The sequence below is a fragment of the Parabacteroides sp. CT06 genome (assembly GCF_002257605.1).
Lineage (GTDB): Bacteria > Bacteroidota > Bacteroidia > Bacteroidales > Tannerellaceae > Parabacteroides > Parabacteroides distasonis.
Genome location: NZ_CP022754.1, coordinates 3,387,955 through 3,411,119, shown reverse-complemented (window position 1 = coordinate 3,411,119; position 23,165 = coordinate 3,387,955). Strand labels below are relative to the sequence as shown.

Here is a 23,165-nt window from a genome sequence, read left to right as displayed (position 1 = left end):
TATGTATAAGATGATTCTAAAACAACTCTGGAACGAGCGCAAGGGGAACTTGTTTATCTGGTTGGAAATGCTCGTGGTCTCTATCTTCCTGTGGTACGCGGCGGACGCCTTGTTCGTGATGTACAGACTCTACTCGCAGCCCTTGGGCTTTAACATCGAGCATACGTATCATGTGAGTTTCGGCGTGATCCCGGAGGAAAGCCCCGATTATGACACGACCTCCGTGCATAGTGAGCGGGGAGGCGGGGATTACCTGACCTTGATGGACCGCATCCGCCGGAACCCCTCCGTGGAATCAATCTGTTTCACCACCGGCGTGCATTTCCATTACCGGGGATCGAATCAATACGCCACGTTCCGGAAGGACTCGTTGATCCGTAATGGCTTCGTGCGCTTCGTCTCGCCCACCTATTTCGAGGTGTTCGGCGTGAAGACGGCAGAAGGCGGTTCCCCCTCGGAGTTGGTGGACGCCCTGCGCGACAACCAAGTGGTGGTGACGGGCCGTGTAGCCGATGACTTCTTCGGCGATCCGTCGGCGGCCGTGCGCCAAGAGATCTATATCACCGACCAAGGCTCTCGTGATAGCGTGGCCTACCGTATCGGTGGTGTCTGCGAGAAACAACGTTACTGCGAGTTCACCGGTTATGATTACGCCTACTATAAGCTGGTGGACGAGAACAAGGTGGCCGAGGAGGGCGATTGGGGCGGAGAGGGCCTGAACACCTTCATCCGGGTGAAGCCCGGCGCGGACGGCGCCGCTTTCGCCACCAACTTCCGGAAGGAGATGGAGCAGCAATTGCGCGTGGGCAATATCTATCTGAAGGATGTTTTCCCGATGTCCCATTACCGGGACCAGTTCCTTGAGCGTTGGTTGGATCAAGTCCGCCTTTACGTGGCGGGCATCGCCTTCTTCCTGCTGAATGTCCTGCTCGGCGTGGTGGGAACCTTCTGGTATCGTACGCAACAAAGGAGCGCCGAGATCGGCCTCCGCATGGCGATGGGAGCCACCCGCAAGGGCATATTCTGGCAATTGGTGAAGGAGGGCTTGGCGCTACTCACCATCGCTTTCATCCCCTCTGCCGTCATCTTCGCCAACCTGCTGCATATGGAGGTGACGCAAGGCTCGGAGATACCGCCCGACATGGCCTCACGCCTGTTGTTCGGTTTCGTCTTCTCGTATGCGGTGATGGCTGCGATGATTGTCGTGGGAATCAGTTTTCCGTCTTACCGGGCCATGCGGATGCATCCGGCGGACGCCTTGCGGCAGGAATGATCAGACACGGACATCTGTGTTCGGAAATGAACCGACTGCTCGGAAGTGAACCGACTGTCCGGGAATGAACCGACTGTTCGATAATGGACAGTACTTTTTTATGGAGATGCCATGGAATCAATGAGATACGTTTCTGGCACGTAATTTGCTTTTAGGTGGCAAAGCCTAGCGATAGCAAGAGTTTAACAATAACAAGAGTCAAACAATAACAATTAAAATATTACAGTCATGATCAAACTAACGAATTTACAGAAGATTTACCGTACGAAAGAGATAGAGACAGTCGCGTTGGAAAACGTGAACCTAGAGGTGCAGCAAGGCGAGTTCCTCAGCATTATGGGGCCTTCCGGATGCGGGAAGTCCACCTTATTGAACATCATGGGCCTGCTGGACCTTCCTACCTCCGGCACGGTTGAGATCAACGGAGTAAACACGGTAGGCATGAGCGACAAGGAGTTGGCCGCTTTCCGTAACAAGCAGTTGGGTTTCGTCTTCCAGAGCTTCCACTTGATCAATTCCCTGAACGTGCTGGACAACGTGGAGCTTCCCTTGCTCTATCGCAAGGTATCCTCCTCGGAGCGCCGCAAGCTGGCCGAGGCCGTGCTAGAGAAGGTCGGCCTGAGCCACCGTATGCGCCATTTCCCGACGCAGCTCTCCGGCGGTCAATGCCAGCGTGTGGCCATCGCCCGTGCGATCGTAGGTAACCCCGACATCATCCTCGCCGATGAGCCGACCGGTAACTTGGACTCCAAGATGGGTATCGAGGTCATGGACCTGCTCCACCAACTCAACAAGGAGGATGGCCGCACCATCGTAATGGTAACCCACAACGAGGCGCAAGCCAAGCAAACCAGCCGCACCGTGCGCTTCTTCGACGGAAGGCAGGTGCAGTGAGGGTGTCGCATAGGGGGGATCTCCATGTGTGAGGCACCACGGGTGATACCTTACCTCATAGCTATGAGGTACGATTCGTCAAACCTATGAGGCATGACACCTCAAAGCTATGAGGTACGATACCTCAAACGTATGAGGCAAGGTATCACCCGGGGTGCCTCGATACCTCATATCACGGTGAAGGTAAGCGTACCATACCGGGGCTCTTTATAGAGGTGATAAGTAGGGGTGAACTGGGTGCAGACGATGGCTTCCCACTCGCCTGCCCCGAAAGCGAAGCCGGGGACGAAGCAGAGCCGCTGCCCGCTGTTGACGAGCATATCGGCGGCGGGGTAGAAATGCTCGTCGCCGGTCTCGACGGAGCGTAGCGTAAGGCCCACCTCGGGAGAGTCGCCCGCCAGCTTCAGCCTATCTCCATAGATGGAGATGAAGGGATGCTCGCCTGCCGGAAGCTGGTTGTAAGGCTCGTCGCTGTCGGACGTGCGGGGCTGGATGCGGAGGCTGACGTAGGTGGGGCGGGGCATCGAGTTGTAGGCTAGCTGGTAGGTCTCGTTCACGGCCCGGAGGTTGCCCACCCGCTGCTTCAGTTGCGGCGAGGGGCGCAGGCGTGGGGCGAGCGTATGGCGGTTGGGGTCGAACTTCTCGTACAGGGTCTCGAAAGGCCCGTTCACGGTCAGTTCCGTCCGCCCGAAGCCGAAGTCCACGTTGTAGCCCTCCTCGATGGCGTCGTAGATCTCCCGCTTGAGGAGGTTGAAGGTGGTGATGAGCGTCTCCTTGCGATACTCGCTCCGCTTGTCTACGACACGGGCGGCGATGTCATCGATACTGAGCGTACGTTGCCATACGACGCTTCCCTTATAGCTCGCGTTGCCGGGCAGGTGGCTCTTGCTGACGCGGAGGCTCAGCTTGCGAAACGGCTTGGGCAGCTCCGACTTAGGTATTTCTTTATCCATGATCTCGTGGTTTAATGAATGATTGAGTGGCAAAGATAAGAAAGATAACATGAATAGTATTTGGAAATACATGCCAAGCGTATAATAATTACGGAAAGCAGGCGGCAGATACCCATAAAACGAACTAACAAATAATGAACGATGTACAAGGTATACCTTAAACAAGCTTGGGCCTTGATGGGGCAGAATCGCTTCTTCACCGCCGTTTATATCATCGGTACGGGCTTGGCGATCTCGATGGTGATGGCCATAGCGGTGGTCTATCATATCCGGACGGCGAATATCGCCCCGGAGGTGAGCAGGGACCGGATGGGCTACGTATCGAACGTATCGTATGAGTTCAACGGGGGCAAAGGCTCGTTGAACAGCGGTTGCGGGCCCCGGTTCGTGAAGGAGGTCCTCTACGGCCTCGAGACACCCGAGAAAGTGGCGGTCACCACCAACGCCGCCATCATGCCTTACGAGGTGGGGGACATCTTCATCCAAGCGCCGGGTAGCGACGAGTCGCCGAAAGTACAATTGATGGGATGCGATGATGCGTTCTGGCAAGTCTACCGTTTCAGCTTCTTGGACGGGAAGCCGTTCGCCAGTGCCGAGTTCCTTTCCGGGATGCCCTGCGTGGTGCTCGACCGTTCCTTGGCACGCCGCCTGCTCGGGCGTACCGAGGTAGCCGGCCAGACCGTCTTGATCAACGATATAGAATATACGATAAGCGGCGTGGTGGAGGATATATCCGCCGTCGCTTCCGACGTTTACGCCGAGGCGTGGGTACCCTACACCTCGATGGCGAGTATCATGGATACCGCCTTGGAGGAGCGGGAAGGCTCGGCGGGACTGCTGCTCGCCAACTGCCTGCTGCGTGACGCCTCGGACCTTCCGGCCCTCTCCGCCGAGTTGGAGAAGGGAGTAAGACGCTACAACAGCGGCTTGCGGGAGGGACAGGTGAGAGTGGAGCCGCCCCGCTCGTTCGGCGACCGGTTATTGTCGCAGTTGTTCGGGCCGGAGACGTATATCGTCTTGGGCGTCGCCCTCTTCCTCTTCCTGCTAGTCCCGGCGCTGAACCTCTCGGGCCTGAACGCCTCGAGGATGCAAGACCGGGTGTCTGAGCTAGGCGTACGCAAGGCCTTCGGGGCGTCGCGGAAGACGTTGATGGGGCAGGTCTTCTGGGAGAACATGCTGCTGATGTTGCCCGGGGGCATGGCGGGATTGCTGTTCTCGTACGTGCTGGTGTTCGTATTCCGGGGCATCCTTCTTTCCCCCGGTTTGCATAGCATGGGCTCCGGGGCGGGTAACGATATCTTCCTCTCGCCGGGGATGCTGCTGAATATGGAGGTGTTCGCCTATGCGTTCGCTGTCTGCGTGGCGCTGAACCTGCTCTCTTCGATGATACCCGCTTGGCGTACCGTGCGGGTGAGTATAACGGACGCGTTGAACGATAAATAGGATACGGCTATGGTAACACATCTATTAAAGTTGATAAGGTCCCGTTTGGGAGGAAGCTGCTGGATACTGGTGGAACTGCTGGTCGTATTCGTGATCCTGTGGTTCATGATGTACTACTTCGTGGCGCAAGGGATGCTGACGCGGATGCCGGTGGGCTTCAAGCTGGATCACGTGTACAACGTGACGCTCGCCATACGGCCGTCCGACAGTCCCTCGTTCATCGCCTACGAGGAGGGAAGCGAGGAGCCGGTGCGGAACATCGAGCGTATCGTGGAGCGTATCGAGCGGCATCCCGACGTGGAGGTGGTAGGGCTCTCGTATTATTCGCTGCCTTATACCGACTCGAACATCGGCAGCAGAGTCTTGAAAGACTCGATCAACCAGCGGGTGCGGGCAATGATCGTCTCGCCGGGGTATTTCCGGGTGTTCGGCATTCGCTCCGCTAAGGGAGAAAGCCCGGAGAGACTGGGACAGACCTTGTCGAGGCTTCGGGAGGGGAGGGAGATGATCCTCTCCGCCGATCTGGCGAGCAAGCTATACGGCCATACCGACGTGATCGGGGCCGAGATCTATAATTACAACGATACCGTGCCCTGTCACGTGATAGCGGTTACGGAGCCGGTACGAAACTCCGAGTACGATTCCCGGAATCAGCATAGTGTCTTCTCTCCACTGGACTTGTGGGGGATGTTCGGCAAGGGCCAGTTGGACGAGAAGGGACTCATGCGGGTACAGATCACGTTCCGCGTCCGTCCGGAGGTTTCTACCTCCAACTACGCCGCCAAGTTCCGGCAGGAAATGAGTAGATCCTTGATGGTGGGTAATTACTGGGTATCGGAAGTGAGGGACTACGAAGGGATACGGGCCTTTTACCTCGAGAACTCGGAGCGGACGAGCGCCCATCGGCTGGTATCGGCCATGGGATTGTTCTTCTTGGTGAACGTGTTTCTGGCGGTGATCGGTACGTTCTGGTTTCACGTGAGCCGTCGCCGTTCGGAGTTGGGGCTACGTATGGCGATGGGCTCCACCCGCAGGGGCATAGAGGGGCTGATGATCGGCGAGGGCTTGTTGCTGCTGGCGATCGCTTCCGTGCCGGGCTTGCTGATCATCTTGAATCTGGCGGTGGCCGATATCGTGCCCTGCGGCGTGATCCGCTTCACGGCCATTAGCCTGCTGACAGGGGGTGTCTTGGCGCTCGTCGTCTTTTTGGCTATCTGGTACCCGGCCCGTAAGGCGGCCCGGCAGGAACCGGCTGACGCGTTACGGTATGACGGATAATAGAAAACAGATAACACCCGGTTGTAGAGACGGGGCGTGCCCCGTCTCTCACCGACTGATAGAATATTTAAATGGAATGAATATGTATAAGATCTACTTAAAACAAGCATGGGCCCTGATCCGGCAAGAACGGCTGTTCAGCTCGGTCTATATCGTGGGGACGGGATTGGCGATCTCGCTGGTGATGGTGCTGTCCATCGTGTTTTACGTGAAAATGGCCTCTATTTATCCGGAGATGGACCGGGACCGGTTGCTGACCGTGAAGAGCGCTGCGCTGAAGAATGAGAAAGGGGGCACGAGCAGTGGCCCGGTATCGCCCCGCTTCGTGGAAGAGTGCCTTGCGGGGGTGCCCGGCTTGGAGGCGTTGGCGCTATGTTGCGATGACGCCGCCTCCGCTTTCGTGCAGCCGGTGGGCAGTCCCGTGCAGATACCGGTCATGAAGATGGGGGTAAACGATGGGTTCTGGAAAGTGTTCTCCTTCCGTTTCCTGGAGGGCAAGCCTTTCACTGAGGCCGATTTCCGGTCGGGGATGCCCGTGGCGGTAATCGCCCGCTCACTGGCCAAGAGGCTTTATGGAGAAGGTAGTGCCGTGGGGCAGACCTTGAGCCTCGACTTTACCTCATTTCGTGTGGTGGGCGTGGTGGATGACGTATCTTACCTGATGGATCGGGTTTTCTCGCAGGTCTGGTACCCATATACCCAAGTGCCCGACTTCGAGGAGCGGGTCCGATACTCGGAGGTGCGTATGCCCGGGCTAGGCCCCTTGAAGGTCTATATGCTCGTGAAGGACAAGGCCGATATCGGCAAGGTGCGGGAGGCGGTGGCGGATAACGTGCGTCGCTTCAACCAATCGTTGAACGTGGATGGTAAACGTGAGTTCTCCCTTCTTGGGCAGCCGGATCGCCATTGGGAGAGTATCTTCCGGTATTGGTCGAACGTGGAGCCGGATATCGTGGGAGACTTGAGCCGTTATGGGGTGATTTTCCTGCTCCTGCTGCTCGTCCCCGCCGTCAGCCTCTCGGGCATGGCCGATTCCCGTATGGAGCGGCGTCTGGGCGAGCTGGGCGTGCGGCGTGCTTTCGGGGCTCCCAAGGGGGCGTTGATCGGGCAGGTCTTGATGGAGAACTTCCTGTATACGCTGCTGGGCGGCTTGGTGGGACTCCTGTTCTCCTTCCTGTTGGTGACGTTCGCCAGTTCGTGGGTCTTCAAGATCGGCAACGGCTTCTCGGATGCCGCCCCGGATGGTGTGGACGTATCGCTCTCCATGGGGATGCTGTTCAACCCGTGGGTCTTCTTGATCGCCTTGTGCGTATGTTCCCTGTTAAACCTGATGTCGGCGTTGTGGCCCGCTTGGCGTGCGTCAAGGCGACCTATCGTTGATTCGTTGAACGCTTAAATGGAGGGAAGAAAGATATGTGGAAAATAACTTGGATACAATTGATGAACCGCTGGCGTAGCAACGTGTGGGTGTGTGTGGAGTTGCTGCTCGCCTTTTGCCTAGCGTGGTACATGGTGGATTACTTCTTCGTGGAGATCTATAACCGTAGCCTCCCCTCCGGACGTGGCTACGCGAATGTCTGGCAGGTAGAAATGGGCCTCTTGCCGGAAACCTCCCCCGACTATCGAGCCGCCGAGAGCGACTCGATCGCCATGCTGGGAAATTATGAGCGGATAAAAGACCGCTTGCGTGATTATCCGGGAGTGCAGGCGATGGGCGCGGCCTCGGGCTGTTACTCCACGCCTTATACGGGCTGTTATTACGGTATCGGTTTGGCGAACGCGGCCGATACGAGTAAGCGGGAAGCGGTCATGAGGTATGAGATAGATCCTACCACGGATTTCCTGTCGGTCTTCAACCATTCGTACGCCAAAGACGGCCGTCCGGTATCTACTTCCGATTTTGATTGGGGAGACCCCCGCGCTATAGTAACCACCCGGATGGTGGAGCGAAAGGTATTTGGAGAGGCATCCGCCGTTGGGCGTGAGGTGAAAGACCCTTTCGACGAGGAGGGCCCGACTTATATCGTAAAGGGCGTATTAGAGGATATCAAGCGTTTTGACAATAGCCTACCCCAAGGTGCCGCCTTCTTGGCGATCCGTCCCTCGGCGGAGGAGATCCCCGAGATGAATTATTTCATACGGATCGATCCTGCCGTGGCAGGCCCTCGTTTCGCCGATACGTTCCGGGAGAAGATGAGCCGTGAGCTTCGGGTGGGGAACTTCTACCTGAAACGCCTGACCTCCTATGAACGGATCAAGGCCGATACCGATTATTCCTTTGGCGTTACCTACGATTACCGGGTCCGTATGGCGTTGATGGCCTTCTTGGGCTTGAATATCCTGCTTTGCGTGATGGGTACGTTCTGGTACCGGGTGCGGATGCGCCGGGGAGAGATCGGGTTGCGCATGGCGATCGGTTCGCCCCGTGAAGAGATACGTAGCCAGATGGCTCGTGAGGGCATATGCCTGTTACTCATGGCTACCCCGCTCGCCTTGTTGATAGAGGCTCAATTCGTGATGGTCGGCTTCTTGGACATCCCCAAAGGGACCTTGCCGGAGCATTACTGGCCGGCGATCCTGCCGCTCCGTTTCTTGCTGGTGAATATCCTGACATGGATACTGCTGGCTATAGTCATCCTGCTCGCCGTCTGGCTTCCCGCCAGCAAGGCCGCCGAGATGGAGCCGGCCGAGGCGCTGCGGTATGACGGATAACAGATAATGCCCCGTCTCCCACCGACTGAATCGTATAATTAAATCAAATGAATATGTACAAGATCTATCTAAAACAAGCCTGGGCCTTATTGAAAGAGAACAAGCTCCTTTCCGGAGTCTCTATCTTCGGTACGGCCTTGGCGATTTGCATGATCATGGTGATCGTGATCGTATGGCAGATGCGTACCGCCAATTACTCACCGGAAGACTATCGGGACCGGATGATGTACGTCAGTGATACCCGTGCCTCCTACAAAGAGAACGAATCTTATAACGACTGCTACCTTCTTGCTTCCCGGGTGGTGAAAGATTGTTTCTATCCCTTGCGCTCTGCCGAGAAGGTGGGCATGGCCTATCATGGCGTGCAACGCTTGGCGGCAGTGGTGGATCATACGGTGGAGTTCAAGTGCGACGTGACCTTTACGGACGCGGCGTTCTGGAATATCTTCAACTTTCGCTTCCTCTCCGGTAAGCCTTATGGCGAGGAAGAAGTGCAAAGTGGCATCATGGATGCTGTGGTAAGCGAGTCCGTGGCACGTCGGCTCTATGGCACGACCGGGGTCGTAGGCCGTACCGTCGAGATCAGCTACGTGCCCTATACCATCCGTGCCGTCGTGCGGGATGTCTCCCTGCTGGCCGAGTCTGCCTATGGCGATGTCTGGCTGCCTTATACCACGGACAATTCTTTGTATGATGATAGTTCCGACCGTCTCATCGGGGGGTTCCGTTGTTATATCCTCGCTAGTTCGTCCGCCGACTTTGGCGCGATCCACTCCGAGGCCGAGGCGAATATCGCTCGCCTGAACGAATCACAGAGCACGCACCTGCTGAGAATCGGAGGTGCGCCCGATACCCATTTGGGCGATTTGGCTCGCGAGGATGCTTTCTCTGAGCCGAATGTACGGGAATTGGTAATGAAATATGTTATCATCGTTCTTGTCCTTTTGCTGATCCCAGCCATCAACATGAGCGGTATCACGCAAAGCCGGATGCGTAAACGTATGGCTGAGATCGGGGTGAGGAAGGCGTTCGGGGCGACACGCTCGGAACTACTGACGCAGGTACTCTACGAGAATCTGTTGCAGACCTTGCTGGGGGGTGTGTTAGGTTTGTTTTTCTCATACGCCTCCGTACTGCTTTTGTCCGATTGGTTGCTAGATACGGGCACGGCGTCGATGGGTATCGGTCGCACCTTTGTCAATGCGGAGATGATGTTCAATCCGGTGATCTTCCTTTACGCGTTCCTTGCTTGTCTCGCGTTGAACCTGCTGAGCGCCGGAATCCCGGCTTGGCGAGCCTCACGGATGCGTATCATCTCGGCTCTCAACGAGAATGTTCATTAATCTCCCGCATTGGATGATAGCTATACTAAAATAATAGAAAGATATGATACGACATTTATTACAATTGATCTGGAACCAGCGCAAGCAAAACGCTTGGTTGTGGGCTGAGTTATTGCTGGTCTCGGTCTTCCTTTGGTTCCTTGTGGACTACCTGTATGTGATGGGGCGCACGTATACGGCTCCTCTGGGCTTCGATATCCGGCATACGTACAGCATCGTGATCAGCAGCCTTTCGGAAAGAAGCCCGGATTATATCCCGAAGGAGAAGCGGGAGCGGCCGGATGGTGTTCATCTGCTGACGGCGTTGGATCGCATCCGCACCTATCCCGGCGTGGAATCGGCCTGCCTTACGGATGGGGGGATGCCTTATTATATGGGAAGCCGTAACCTCGTTTGGCGGATTGATACGTTGCAGGTGCCCTGCCGCTATGCTTTCGTCACCCCGGAGTTCTTCGACGTGTTCCGTATCTATGATAAGGACGGCAAGACGGCTTCCTTGAAACGGGCCATCGAGGATAACAACTCCATCGTAATCTCCGCCGACGTGGAGACGATGAATCCCGGCCTTTCCCTACTCGGGCAAAAGGCGTACCGGGGGAATGTGACCGACGAGATCGAGGAGACAATCCGTGGTATCAACGTTCCCATCCGCCGTCATGAGTACACCAAGGCGGAACCCAACGTCTATAGGGCCCTGCGGCTAAGCCGGATGGAGGAAGGATACTATGAGGGGATGATAGATGCCGTGCGACTCTGCGTACGTGTCCGTCCGGATGTCGATAATGCTGATTTCCCCGCACGCTTCCGCAAGGATATGGCCGAACAGCTTCGGCTAGGCAACCTCTATCTGCTAGACGTACAGCCCTTGTCATATATTCGCGACGGCTATATCCGTTCGATCGGCGTAGAGAACGAGGTGAAAACCCGTGTGGCGGTAGCCTGCTTCCTATTGGCGAATATATTCCTCGGTATCATCGGTACCTTCTGGTTCCGTACGGAATATCGCAAAGGCGAGATGGGGCTTAGGATGGCCTTAGGCTCTACCCGCCGTCAGTTGAACTCGATCATGGTGGGAGAGGGTGTCTTGCTGCTGGTCTTGGTGTTCATCCCGTCCTTAGTCATCAGCTTCAACATCGCCCATATGGATTTGATAGATACCTATCAGCTTCCGTTCACGTGGCTGCGCTTCGCGATTTGCGGAGGGATTACGTTTGTCTTGATCGTCCTCATGATCATCTGTGGCGTATGGTATCCTGCCCGCTCGACAGCTCGCTTGGAGCCGGCGGAGGCTCTGCATTACGAGTGATCAGGGTAGCTAGCTTGCTTTCGGGAGTGTCCGATAACGAGCCAGATGTTCGTTATCGGACACTTTTTTATGATATGGCTGTTGATATACAGCTGCTTACATCTTTGGCACAGCATTTGCTAATAGATAGATAACAGTCATAAAAACGAACACATATGTATAGGCAATATTTTAGACAAGCTCTACAGATGCTGAAAGAAAGCCCTTTCTTCAGCGTGATTACCATTCTGGGCACGGCCTTGGCGATCTGCATGATCATGGTGATGGTCATTGTCTTCGAGATACAAAATAAAGGCTTCAAGCCGGAGTTGAACCGGGATCGGACGCTTTATGTGAAGGACGTGGCGATCACGCATAAGAATGAGGAGGATGGCGGTATGAACTATTCCCTTGTCGGTGGCCGTGTGGCTAAGGAGTGCTTCTTTACGCTGAAAACCCCGGAGGCCGTCAGCATGCAATTGATGCGGATGCAAACGCTGGTCACTTCCACGGATCAAACGAGACGGATGAAATGCGATCAGATACGGACCGACGAGGGCTTCTGGAAGATCTTCGATTTCGAGTTCTTGGCGGGAAAACCATTCCTGCGGAGCGATGTGGAGAGTAATATCAAGAAAGCGGTGATCAGTCGCAGGTTGGCACTCCGTATATTCGGGTTGGCAGACGAGAGCGTGATCGGGCAAACGATATTGGTGGCACGCCGTCCATATGTGGTTGGCGGTATCGTGGAGGACGTATCTCCTCTCGCCAACCGTGCGTATGCCCAGATCTGGATTCCTTATGCTCAATCCGATGTGGATCGGCTGATAAACGAGGAGACATTGGAGGGTCTGATCGGTAGTTATCGGGTCTTGATATTGGCTCGCTCAAGCGGTGACTTCAACAAGATCAAGACCGAGGTGGAGCAAAACGTAGCCCGGTTTAATAATTCCTTGCAAGAACTCAAGATTGACTTGATGAAGCAGCCGGATACGCAGATGGAGAGCCGCCTTCGCTTGTGGAGTAATGTCGTGCCCGACGTGCCGAGAATGTTGGGGCAGTATGCGTTGGTCTTGATCGTCTTGCTTCTGGTCCCGGCTATGAACCTTAGCGGGCTTACTGCGTCAAGGATGCAGAAACGCATGGGGGAGCTGGGGGTACGGAAAGCGTTCGGTGCGAACCGTGGCACGTTGATACGGCAGGTACTGGCGGAGAATCTCGCCGTGACGTTATTGGGCGGGGTGTTGGGATTGCTGTTCTCCTATGTGGCGGTCTTCTTGCTTAAGGATTGGCTGCTAGGCTCGTTCGAGCTGGCTTCCTTGAATAGCGGCCTGACGTTGAGCGCGGGGATGTTGATCCGTCCGGCTATATTCTTCTTTGCTTTCCTGTTCTGTTTATTGCTGAATCTGCTGAGTGCGGCGATTCCGGCGTGGAATGCCTCTAATGGGAATATAGTGGATTCATTGAATGATAAGTAATAACCGGTTTTGTTAATTCTATAATTCGTCACTGATATGATAAAGCATCTAGTAAAGATCATCTGGAACCAACGTAGGCGCAATGGGTGGATTGCCGCCGAGATCCTGCTGGTATTCGTGGTTCTGTGGTACATAATCGATTCGCTAATGGCGGTTGGGAAAGTCTTCTTCGCCCCGATGGGATGGGATATCGACCATGTCTATTGGATCTCGATGGGTGTGGAAGAGGTAGACCGGAACGAGATGGATTCTACCTATCGATACATCACTTCCGGACGCAGCATGCTGACGGCGATCGACCGTATCAAGACCTGCCCGGGTGTGGAGGCGGTGGGTGCGGGGCTGATGTCCATGCCGCATACGGGAGAGAACCGGTACATGCATGTTGCCGTGAACGATTCGATAAATGTAGAGTACGTGAAGCTACTGGAAGTGACACCCGGTTTTCTGGAGGTGTTTAATTTCCGTCCCATGGAGGGCGAGAAGAAGGATTGGGAAGAGATGCTGAACGGGCGTCAGGTCGTTCTTTCCGCCGGCCTGTTTAGGGAATTTCAGGAGAAAGGCGGCAAACGGGATGAGGGGATTTCCTTCTGGGGGGATAGGCGATCGATCGGTGGGGTTACCGCCGATTTCCGTGCCGACCGTTTCACGAAAAGCTGTAGCTGGCTGTTCATGCCTTTGACGGATGAAGAGATCGCCGAGGACGATACCGATTTCCATGTGAAGATCGCCATCCGGGTAAACCCTTCTGCGGATCATGATTTCCCGGAGTTCTTCGTGAAGCAAATGGAGAAGCAACTCTCCATAGATCGTTTGTATTTGCTGGATGTCATCCCATACTCGGACTTGAGATATAGCATGGAATTAAGGAATGGCGTAAAATCCGAGTTGCAGAACCAGATCGCCGTGATGGGATTCTTGCTGTTCAATATATTCTTGGGGATCATCGGCACGTTCTGGTTCCGCACGGAACAACGGAAAGGGGAGATGGGGTTGCGGATCGCTTTGGGTTCCACCCGTTTCAGCTTAAAGGGGATCATGATTGCCGAGGGGGTATTATTGTTGACATTGATCGCTATCCCGGCCTTATTGATCTGTTTTAATCTTCATGTGTCGGAATTGACGAAAGGATTCTATATGGATTATACGATAGCCCGTTTCGTGGAGGGTTTCTTTATAACCTACTTGGTCATGGCGGTGATGATCATCTTGGGGATATGGTATCCGGCTCACCAAATGGTCCGGTTGGAGCCTGCGGATGCCTTACGGTATGAATGACTTTTTTGTTTAACATATTACACTTACACACAATTGAAAGCCCGGTCTTGTAGTGATACATGGCCGGGCTGTTTTCGTGCTTGGCAAAAATCTGCGAGTTAAAACGTCATTGACGCATATACCCCATAATGCCCGTCTCCCGCTACCGGGCTGATAGACAGGTTATGTTTCTTCGCGAACGGGCGGGTAAAGATATAGGCGCTACCGGCACCGATAACGGCTCCCGCCGCCACGTCCCACCAATCATGCTTCTTCCCATAGACCCGGCTCCAACCCACGTAGGTAGACACGGCATAAGCCGGAATACCCCATTTCCATCCATAACGCCTTTGGATAAAAGCGGCTCCCGCAAAGGATACGGAGGTATGCATGGATGGGAACGAATGATTATCGCTGAAGTCGGGCCGCTCTTTCTTCACTAGGTATTTCAGCGCATAGGTTACGCCCAATGTCGTAACCCCGGTGAATACGCCTTGTTTCAGCCCTTGCCAATCTTGGGTTGCCAATACGGTCGCTAGACTCGCCACCGGAGTGATAAACACCAATACGTCTCCCGAGGTCCGTACGGCTTTCCGGCTACCGGTCACCTTCAATTCTTGTCCGTTAACGGACAGGCATAGCATGAGCATTGTAATTGCGAAAAGGATATGTCTCATAGATTTAAAATATAGTTGCTATTTTAGGTATAAAAATGATAAACCCGACGATCGCTGCCGCTATCGCCATCAATAATACAGCTCCCGCCGCCAAGTCTTTCGTTCGCTTGATAGCCTCATTATACTCAGGGGAGACCAAATCTGCTAGGGCCTCGATGGATGAATTGACCGCTTCGGCAGCTAATACCGCTCCGATCACGATCGTTACTGCGATCCATTCCATGCGGGAAAGTCCGAATACCACCCCGGCGATAAGTACACAAACTGCCGCGAAACAATGGATCCAAGCGTTATGCTCCTTCGTGATCAATAGCTTGATTCCGTTGAAAGCGAATTTAAAGCTTCTGGCTCTCTTTCGAAATGTGAAACCGTCATTCTTCATTTTTATAGCATCTCTTATTGAGGAGGGCAAATATAGGTATTTTTTGCCTTTATCGCATATCCTGACGAACAAACAGGATATTCACCTTTCATATTCCGCAATTCGTCAAGATTACTTGTTGGTTTTTATTTGGAACGATAACTTCGTTGATTAAAAAAGTGCCTGTGATATGAGCATAGATCAAAGTAAAAGAATAAATTTATGGCTTGAAATCAGATATGAAGATAAAATATAACTTTCTAAGTCCGTTGCTAATGGCGATATTGACGATCTGTTGCCTGTGGATTGTTACGGATGTCGCTTATGGTGTCCGTATGTGGGAGCTGGGAGTGGACGCATGGATCGGGCGTATCAAGGCCCTTGCTATTATATTGATCGGCGTTAGCTTATCTTATTTGTTTTTTAATTACTTGGCTAATATTTTTTTAGATAGGAGTAAAGAGCGGAGGTCCCGCCCGGTATTCCGGGAATATCTATGGGTGGTCTTGTTTAATTTAGTCGTGCTCAATATCGGCTTATATATCGTGATCTATTCTATAAATGGAACGACCTATCGGTGGGGAGAGGCGTTAATGATCAATGCGGTAGCTGTGCCGATCTTTCTCCTATACTATTTCTTGATCCGTAATAATATATTAGCCAAACGCTATTCGGAGAAAATCGTTCAATTGGAGAAACTGAGAGTAGATCAGCTGGAAACGCAATTGAAGCTGCTGAAGATGCAATACCATCCCCATTTCCTGTTTAATGCCTTGAATACGATCTATTTCTTGATCGATGAGGAAAATGAGGAAGCGATTGAGGCTGTAGAGTTACTTTCGGACTTACTCCGTTATCAATTATATGATATAAATACGAAAGTGACGATCGAAGAGGAGATTGATTATTTGCGAACATATATTCAATTCCAGCGACTTCGTATGACGAAACGCTTACAGTTCGAGGAGTCCTTTGACCCGGAATTGACCGGACAAAAAATACATCCGTTGCTTTTCCTTCCATTATTGGAGAATGCGTTTAAATATGTGGGCGAAGCGTATTGGATACAAGTATCTATGCGGGAAGAGGGTTCAAAGGTATGCTTTGGGGTAAGCAATACTTTCAATCCGGACTCCTTGGAACAAAGAAAGGGGAAAGGCATTGGGATCGACAATCTGAGAAAACGGTTGGAGCTATTGTACCCGGATAAACATGAGTTACGTATAAAAAAAGACAATACCCGTTTTAGGGTTGAGTTATGTATTGATTTATCAGAATAATATGGAAATAAAGTGTATCATAACGGATGATGAGCCAATCGCCAGAAAAGGACTTCGGCGACACATCGGTAAAATTGATTTTCTGACCATCGTCGGAGAATGTGAGGACGCTATACAACTCAATAATATGCTGAATTCAGTTCAGGCGGATTTGCTTTTTCTGGATATAGAGATGCCGGATATGTCTGGACTGGACTTCTTGGAGAGTGCTCAGAACACACCGAAGGTAATTATCACCTCGGCATACGAGCGGTATGCGTTGAAAGGATATGAGTTTGACGTGGTGGACTATTTATTGAAACCGATCTCTTTTTCCCGTTTCCTGAAATCGGTCAATAAAGCACATGCGTTGATGGAATCTACATCGAAAAGCGAGGAGCCTGCTTATATCTTTGTCAAGACGGAGAAGCAACTTAAAAGGCTTTATTTAAAGGAGATTCAATTTATAGAGGGCATGGAGAACTATATTGTTATCCATACCCTCACTTCCAAAGAGATCGTTCATCTCCGGTTGAAGAGTATATTGGAAACGTTGCCGGCACAAATTTTTATGCAAGTGCACCGCTCTTTCATCGTAAATCTTTCTTATGTACAAGCGATAGAAGGAAATCTATTAATCATTGGGGAGCATAAAATACCGGTGTCGCGCCCTTTACGGGAAGAGGTCTATAAATCGATCGTCAATAATCAACTCATTCAAAGATAAGTATCCAAAAACGAACACACTGTTCATTATCGAACACTTTAAATATTCCTATTTATCGGATTATCAATAGTATATGTTTTTGGCATGCCTTTTGCCTTAGGCAGGATAAAAAAACTTATACTAAGATGAGAAGGATCTATATAGCGATGTGTTGTCTGTGGGCGGGGATTTCGGGAGTATGTGCCCAAGACAATACGAATAAAGTTCGAATAACCCTGCGGCAAGCGATCCAGATCGCACAGCTTCAATCCGTAGACGCTGCCGTGGCGCTCAATGAGTTGCGAACGGCCTATTGGGAATTCCGTACGCATCGGGCGGATCAGTTGCCGGAAGTGATATTTACGGGGACTCTGCCTTCATATAGCAAGCAATACTCGAAGTACCAGCAATCGGATGGTTCTTATACCTATGTGCAAAACAATGCCTTAGGCTTAAATGGAGAGATCTCTATCGCCCAGAACATAGCCTTGACCGGAGGTAAGATCGCCTTGAATACCTCCTTGGATTTTACCCGTCAGCTAGGTAGTGGCGCTTACAACGAGTTTATGAGCGTACCTGTTAGTTTGACATTGACGCAACCGATCTTCGGCGTGAATGACCAAAAATGGAAACGTCGTATCGAGCCTGTTCGTTACCAAGAGGCTAAGGCCGCTTATATGGAGAACGTGGAGAATGTAACGATCGCTACCATCACGAATTACTTCAACTTACTGTTGGCGGAAGATAATCTGGATATCTGTAATCAGAACTTGCTGAACGCCAATAAACTCTATGACATAGCGGTAGCGAAGCGTAAGATCGGGCATATCTCGGAGAGCGAGTTGATGCGTTTGAAACAGTCGGCCTTGCAAGCGAAAGGTAAGCTAACCGAGGCCCAATCCAATTATAACGCGATGATGTTCAAGCTCCGTTCCTTTTTAGGGATGAGCGAGCAAGACGTGATCGAGCCTGTTCTTCCCGAGGCGATAGAAGGGGTCCGTATGGATTATCAGGCGGTATTGGAGAAGGCTCAAGAAAATAACTCATTCTCAAAGAATATCATGCGCCGCCAGTTGGAAGCGGATTATGATGTGGCGACCGCCAAGGGAAACCGTCGAAGTATTAACCTGTTTGCCTCCGTGGGTTATACCGGTAAGGATATGTCCATGCGAGGAGCTTACAACCCGTTGAAAGATAACCAGATCGTAGAGGTCGGGCTTTCGATTCCTATCTTGGACTGGGGAAAACGGAAGGGAAAGGTAAAAGTAGCCGAATCGAATCGGGATGTCGTACTTTCCAAGATCCGTCAGGAGCAAATGGATTTTAATCAAGATATCTTCCTCTTGGTGGAGAATTTCAATAATCAAGCCGCTCAATTGGAGATAGCCGCCGAGGTGGACACGTTGGCGGAAAAGCGCTACAAGACCTCGATCGAGACTTTCATGATCGGAAAGATCGATATCCTAGACTTGAATGACGCCCAGAGTTCGAAGGATGACGCGAAGCAAAAGCATATCCAAGAACTGTATTATTACTGGCGTTATTTTTATAACATCCGTAGTATAACATTGTATGATTTCTTGAATAATCGTACATTAGATGCCGATTTCGAGGAAATCGTGAAACGATAAATTGATTATATGATACTGATAATAGATGATGATGCGGCTGTTCGTTCCTCGCTTACATTCCTGCTAAAACGTGCGGGTTTCCGGCCGGAGGCGGTTCCGGGGCCGAAGGAGGCCTTGGAGGTAGTCCGTGCCACGGCGCCGGAGCTGATCTTGATGGATATGAACTTCACGTTGACTACCACGGGTGAGGAGGGGATTCAATTATTGAGACAGGTGAAGATCTTTCGTCCCGATGTACCCGTGATCTTGATGACCGCTTGGGGATCGATCTCTTTGGCCGTGCAGGGAATGCAAGCCGGAGCCTTCGATTTTATCACGAAGCCTTGGAATAACTTGGTATTATTAAAATCGATCCGGACCGCCTTGGAACTGAGCGAGCAGAAGAAGGAGGCAAACGCTCCCTTGAACCGTTCGGATGCCGATCATAAATTTCATTTTGATAAGATCGTGGGGCAAAGTGCCGCTTTGATGGATGTCTTGGGGACGGTCTCGCGTATCGCTCCGACAAACGCCTCTGTCTTGATTACCGGCGAGAGCGGTACGGGTAAAGAGCTGATAGCGGAAGCGATCCATGCGAATAGCCCCCGGTCGAAAGAGGCTTTCGTAAAAGTAAACCTAGGCGGACTTTCCCAAAGTCTTTTTGAGAGCGAGATGTTCGGACATAAGAAGGGGGCTTTTACGGACGCGTACATGGATCGGGTAGGGCGTTTCGAGATGGCGAACAAAGGTACGATCTTCTTGGATGAGATCGGCGATTTGGAACTGTCTTGCCAAGTAAAGCTGCTTCGGGTATTGCAAGACCAGACCTTTGAGGTCTTGGGGGATAGCCGTCCCCGGAAGGTGGATATACGGGTCGTAAGCGCTACAAACCGGGATTTACGATCGATGGTGGCGGACCGTACGTTCCGTGAGGATCTTTTTTACCGGATCAATTTGATCACGGTGCATTTACCCGCCTTACGTGAGCGAAGGGAGGATATCCCATTGCTGGCCCGGTATTTCGCGGATAAGCAATCGGAGATCAATGGGCTACCGAGGGTGGAGTTCTCATCGGATGCCCAGACCTATTTAAGCCGTCTCCCTTTTCCCGGTAATATCCGTGAGTTGAAGAACTTGGTGGAGCGGACGATCCTTGTGTCGGGTAAGACGCTTTTGGATACCGCTGATTTCGAGGTTCATTGCATGAATACATCCGGTGCTAAATCGACGATTCCGCCTTCTTTGGAGGGCTTGACCTTGGATGAGTTGGAGAAGCAAACCATCTTACGCTCCTTGGAAGCGCATGGAGGTAATTTATCGCATGTCGCTACGGCGTTGGGAATCAGTCGTGCCGCCTTGTACCGGAGATTAGAGAAATACGGAATCCCGATCGATAAATAAGAAGAGGCAAGGATGAGGCTGAAAGGACTATTCTGGATATTGACGACGCTGCTGTTGACTATATTGGCGGTGGTGACTTATTATGTCTTTTATACGTCTTCTATCCGGATGTTTTTCGCGGTAGAAGCCTTGGTCTTGCTTACGATCATCTATTTATTTGTCTTTTATCGCCGTATCATAAAGCCCTTGCATATCATCGGTAACGGTATGGAGCTGTTGAAAGAGCAAGACTTTAGTTCCCGCTTGGGAAAGGTCGGGCAAACGGAGGCGGACCGGGTGGTCGATGTGTTTAATAAGATGATGGAGCAGTTGAAGAATGAGCGTTTGCACCTCCGGGAGCAAAACCATTTCTTGGACTTGCTGGTCAACGCCTCTCCGATGGGAGTGATCATCTTGAACTTGGATGAGGAGATTCTATCCATGAACCCGGCCGCATGTAAATTGTTTGGCGCGCAAAGCTCGGAGGATATGGTGGGAAAACGTTTTCTTCAACTAGATTCTCCCTTGGCGGAAGAATTGGTACGGGTTCCGATGTATCAAGCGCAAACCGTCCGGTTGAACGACGCTAATATTTATAAATGTACGCATTCCTCATTTGTGGATCGAGGTTTTCACCACCCGTTTTATTTGATAGAGACGTTGACCCAAGAGGTGTTCAAGGCCGAGAAGAAAGCGTATGAGAAAGTGATACGTATGATCTCTCATGAGGTGAATAATACGACCGCGGGTATCACCTCTACCTTGGATACGTTGGAGTCTACTTTCAGCGGGATGGAAGATATGGAGGATGTCTGCGAGGTTTTGCGGGTCTCCATAGAACGCTGCTATAGCATGAGCCATTTCATCACCAATTTCGCCGATGTGGTGCGTATACCCGAACCCCAAAGTCGTCCGCAAGAATTGAACCAAGTGGTGTCCGCTTGTAAACGCTTTATGGAGACAGTTTGCCAGAACCGGAATATCGAGATTGTTATGGATCTGAGCGAGGAATCTCCAGTCGTGAATTTGGATAATTCATTATTCGAGCAAGTCTTGGTCAATATTATCAAGAATGCCGCCGAATCCATCGACCGGGACGGAAAGATCTATATCCGGACGACAGTGCGTCCTACCTGCTTGGAGATAGCCGATACGGGCAAGGGCATCGACAAGGAAACGGAAACGAAACTGTTCAGCCCGTTCTTCTCTACGAAACCGAACGGACAAGGTATCGGCTTGATCTTTATCCGTGAGGTGCTGTTAAAACATGATTGCCGATTCTCTCTCCGCTCTTACGCGGATGGATTGACAAGGTTTAAGATTTGGTTTAGTTGAAATAATCCCTTTATGGTTTGAGGTTTTTCCCTTGTAGGCTAAGGCTGTATTCTTACAGGTGTTAGCCTTTTTGTCTGCTTGTATTCATCATGCAACAGCCGTTGCATGATCATCTACCAACTGTTGCACGATCTTCTACCAGTCGTTGCATGATCGTCCAACAGTTGATAGATGATGGATGTCTCTTGAGGAAAAGTCTAAAGATAGGGATGGAAAGGGCTAAAGGATATGGAGGTTTTGGGCAAGCTGTACTGGATTTTATACTATCTTTGGGCCGTATAAATGCAATAGAAATCTAATCTTGAATATCATGAAGAAAGTAGTATCTGTATTATTTATCCTTGCGATTATCGTATTTTCTGTATTAATGGTAAGCTATTCGAGTGATCAAAAGCCGGAGAAAGTTCTTCGCCATGTTGTTATGTTCGGTTTTAAGCCGGATGTGTCCGAGGCGCAGGTGAAAGAGGTTGAGGATGCCTTTTGTAAGTTGCCTTCTCAAATCGACTTGATCAAAGGATATGAGTGGGGAACGGATTGTAGTCCGGAGGGATTGCAACAGGGCTTGACTCATTGCTTTTTCTTGACTTTTCATTCGGATGCGGATCGGGACGCCTATTTGGTACATCCGGCGCATAAAGCATTTGGCAAGGTGTTAGGAGGGAAGGCATCGGCGGTTACGGTGTTGGATTATTGGACGAAATAAAAAGAATGGGCGGGATGAATCGATGAGTCACCCCGCCCGTTTTTATATTCCTTAGTTACTTTATATTATAACCATTGATTCATGAACTGATCCATCTCTTCCGCATGGGCTTCTAGGCTTTGAAGTAGCTTGAATTGGGCTTTCGTACGGATTAAGTTATGTTTCGGGCTATGGATCTTGTAATAGGTATCGCCGTTGATATAATCGGTTAAGAAACGAACGGTCTGCATATAAGTCAATAAGCGTCCACCGTAAGGTAGCAATTTGATCTCGGTAGGAGTTAAGAACGCCTTGGCCTTTTCCATGTATCCACGGGTATAGGCTTTGAATATCTCCATATTAACGTTTACGTTATCCAGATTCTCATCGTCCTCGGCACCCGTATTGGCTCCGGTACGGATAAAGTCGCCGATATCGGAAAGGACGAAGCCCGGCATCACGGTGTCCAAGTCGATCACGCAAAGCACCTTGTCGCTATCAGCGTCAAACATCATATTGTTAACTTTTGTATCGCAATGGTTCGTGCGTTTCTTCAATTGGCCCTCACGGTACAGGCGTTCTTGAATGCACATCGCTTCGGCACGTTTCTCGATCTCCTCTACCAAATCTTTCACCTCTTCCAACCGGCCTGCCGGATTAGCGGCTACAGCCTCATGGAATTGTCGCAAGCGGAACTCCATATTATGGAAATCCGGGATGGTCTCGCCCAGCGTACCCTCGGGTATATCGGACAACATGGTCTGGAAATCACCGAACGCTTTGCCAGCCTCATAAGAAAGCTCAGGAGTTACTTCCTCATAGCTTTTGCTGCGAGGGATGAATAGGCATACCCGCCAATAACTATCTCCATCGAAATAATATTTTTTCCCGTCTTTAGTCGGCAAGAAGGTTAATACCTTACGGTCGATATCCGTTTCACCTTTTTCCTCCAGCTTTTTGCGGATATGAGTGGTAACCACATGGATGTTATTTTGCAGCATATCCACATTGGTGAAGATTAAATGGTTGATACGCTGTAGCACGTATTTGATCTCCCCTTTCTCGTTGGTCACTTTCAATGTATCATTAATGTGTCCGTTTCCGAATGGTTCAGCGGAAACTACTTTCTCGTCCAACTGGAACTGATCCAAGATGTTTAGTAATTGTTCTTTCGTTTTTGCCATGATATTTCATTATGTTAACTCCGGCAAAGATACAAAAAAAGGCCACGATACAAAT

Annotated in this window: 20 protein-coding genes; 16 read left to right on the top strand and 4 right to left on the bottom strand. The window is 51.3% G+C overall.

From position 1 onward, the window contains the following. The first annotated feature begins 1 nt into the window (after nt 1). Nucleotides 2–1,273, top strand: a complete 1,272-nt coding sequence (locus CI960_RS14940; protein ID WP_005854664.1) for an ABC transporter permease — start codon at nt 2–4, stop codon at nt 1,271–1,273. 228 nt (nt 1,274–1,501) lie between these two features. After that, nucleotides 1,502–2,167 (top strand): ABC transporter ATP-binding protein, encoded by a 666-nt coding sequence (locus CI960_RS14935; RefSeq protein ID WP_005854666.1) that lies wholly within the window; start codon nt 1,502–1,504, stop codon nt 2,165–2,167. Between the two features lie 167 nt (nt 2,168–2,334). Here CI960_RS14935 and CI960_RS14930 read toward each other — a convergent pair whose 3' ends face one another. Then, nucleotides 2,335–3,120 carry a DNA-binding domain-containing protein gene (locus CI960_RS14930; protein ID WP_005854669.1) on the bottom strand — a complete coding sequence of 262 codons (786 nt, stop codon included), beginning with the start codon at nt 3,118–3,120 and terminating at the stop codon, nt 2,335–2,337. A gap of 141 nt (nt 3,121–3,261) precedes the next feature. Here CI960_RS14930 and CI960_RS14925 point away from each other — a divergent pair, with 141 nt between their 5' ends. From CI960_RS14925 to CI960_RS14890, 8 genes are all read left to right on the top strand, one after another. Then, entirely contained in the window at nt 3,262–4,563 is a 1,302-nt protein-coding gene (locus tag CI960_RS14925) for an ABC transporter permease (RefSeq protein ID WP_057319794.1), read from the top strand. A gap of 9 nt (nt 4,564–4,572) precedes the next feature. Then, on the top strand, nt 4,573–5,841 hold the full coding sequence (locus tag CI960_RS14920; RefSeq protein WP_057319795.1) for an ABC transporter permease: 1,269 nt from the start codon (nt 4,573–4,575) through the stop codon (nt 5,839–5,841). A 76-nt stretch (nt 5,842–5,917) separates the two neighbouring features. Next, a complete protein-coding gene (locus CI960_RS14915) occupies nt 5,918–7,237 on the top strand; it encodes an ABC transporter permease (RefSeq protein ID WP_010183778.1) in 1,320 nt (439 codons plus the stop codon). A gap of 17 nt (nt 7,238–7,254) precedes the next feature. Further along, nucleotides 7,255–8,553, top strand: a complete 1,299-nt coding sequence (locus CI960_RS14910) for an ABC transporter permease (RefSeq protein ID WP_036628619.1) — start codon at nt 7,255–7,257, stop codon at nt 8,551–8,553. Nucleotides 8,554–8,606: 53 nt separating this feature from the next. Continuing rightward, entirely contained in the window at nt 8,607–9,896 is a 1,290-nt protein-coding gene (locus CI960_RS14905) for an ABC transporter permease (RefSeq protein ID WP_005854680.1), read from the top strand. A gap of 43 nt (nt 9,897–9,939) precedes the next feature. Beyond that, a complete protein-coding gene (locus CI960_RS14900; RefSeq protein WP_005854682.1) occupies nt 9,940–11,202 on the top strand; it encodes an ABC transporter permease in 1,263 nt (420 codons plus the stop codon). Nucleotides 11,203–11,357: 155 nt separating this feature from the next. Further along, entirely contained in the window at nt 11,358–12,659 is a 1,302-nt protein-coding gene (locus CI960_RS14895; RefSeq protein WP_005854684.1) for an ABC transporter permease, read from the top strand. 36 nt (nt 12,660–12,695) lie between these two features. Then, nucleotides 12,696–13,937, top strand: a complete 1,242-nt coding sequence (locus CI960_RS14890) for an ABC transporter permease (RefSeq protein ID WP_005854686.1) — start codon at nt 12,696–12,698, stop codon at nt 13,935–13,937. A 98-nt stretch (nt 13,938–14,035) separates the two neighbouring features. Here CI960_RS14890 and CI960_RS14885 read toward each other — a convergent pair whose 3' ends face one another. Next, nucleotides 14,036–14,593 (bottom strand): phosphatase PAP2 family protein, encoded by a 558-nt coding sequence (locus tag CI960_RS14885; RefSeq protein ID WP_005854688.1) that lies wholly within the window; start codon nt 14,591–14,593, stop codon nt 14,036–14,038. Nucleotides 14,594–14,597: 4 nt separating this feature from the next. Next, nucleotides 14,598–14,975 (bottom strand): diacylglycerol kinase family protein, encoded by a 378-nt coding sequence (locus tag CI960_RS14880; protein ID WP_005854690.1) that lies wholly within the window; start codon nt 14,973–14,975, stop codon nt 14,598–14,600. Between the two features lie 218 nt (nt 14,976–15,193). On the opposite strand from CI960_RS14880, the gene CI960_RS14875 reads away from it, so the two are divergent. The 6 genes from CI960_RS14875 to CI960_RS14845 all read left to right on the top strand — a co-directional run bounded on the left by CI960_RS14875 (nt 15,194) and on the right by CI960_RS14845 (nt 21,947). Further along, a complete protein-coding gene (locus tag CI960_RS14875) occupies nt 15,194–16,234 on the top strand; it encodes a sensor histidine kinase (protein ID WP_036628621.1) in 1,041 nt (346 codons plus the stop codon). Nucleotide 16,235: 1 nt separating this feature from the next. Next, on the top strand, nt 16,236–16,940 hold the full coding sequence (locus tag CI960_RS14870; protein ID WP_005854694.1) for a LytTR family DNA-binding domain-containing protein: 705 nt from the start codon (nt 16,236–16,238) through the stop codon (nt 16,938–16,940). A 125-nt stretch (nt 16,941–17,065) separates the two neighbouring features. Further along, a complete protein-coding gene (locus tag CI960_RS14865) occupies nt 17,066–18,550 on the top strand; it encodes a TolC family protein (protein ID WP_005854697.1) in 1,485 nt (494 codons plus the stop codon). Between the two features lie 9 nt (nt 18,551–18,559). Continuing rightward, nucleotides 18,560–19,930: a sigma-54 dependent transcriptional regulator gene (locus tag CI960_RS14860; protein WP_005854699.1), complete on the top strand. Its 1,371-nt coding sequence runs from the start codon at nt 18,560–18,562 to the stop codon at nt 19,928–19,930. A gap of 12 nt (nt 19,931–19,942) precedes the next feature. Then, nucleotides 19,943–21,244, top strand: a complete 1,302-nt coding sequence (locus CI960_RS14855) for a PAS domain-containing sensor histidine kinase (protein WP_005854701.1) — start codon at nt 19,943–19,945, stop codon at nt 21,242–21,244. 310 nt (nt 21,245–21,554) lie between these two features. After that, a complete protein-coding gene (locus tag CI960_RS14845; protein ID WP_005854703.1) occupies nt 21,555–21,947 on the top strand; it encodes a Dabb family protein in 393 nt (130 codons plus the stop codon). Nucleotides 21,948–22,012: 65 nt separating this feature from the next. Here the strand turns inward: CI960_RS14845 and CI960_RS14840 are convergent, their stop codons facing one another. Next, nucleotides 22,013–23,110, bottom strand: a complete 1,098-nt coding sequence (locus CI960_RS14840) for a phosphotransferase enzyme family protein (RefSeq protein ID WP_005854705.1) — start codon at nt 23,108–23,110, stop codon at nt 22,013–22,015. Nucleotides 23,111–23,165: the final 55 nt, after the last annotated feature.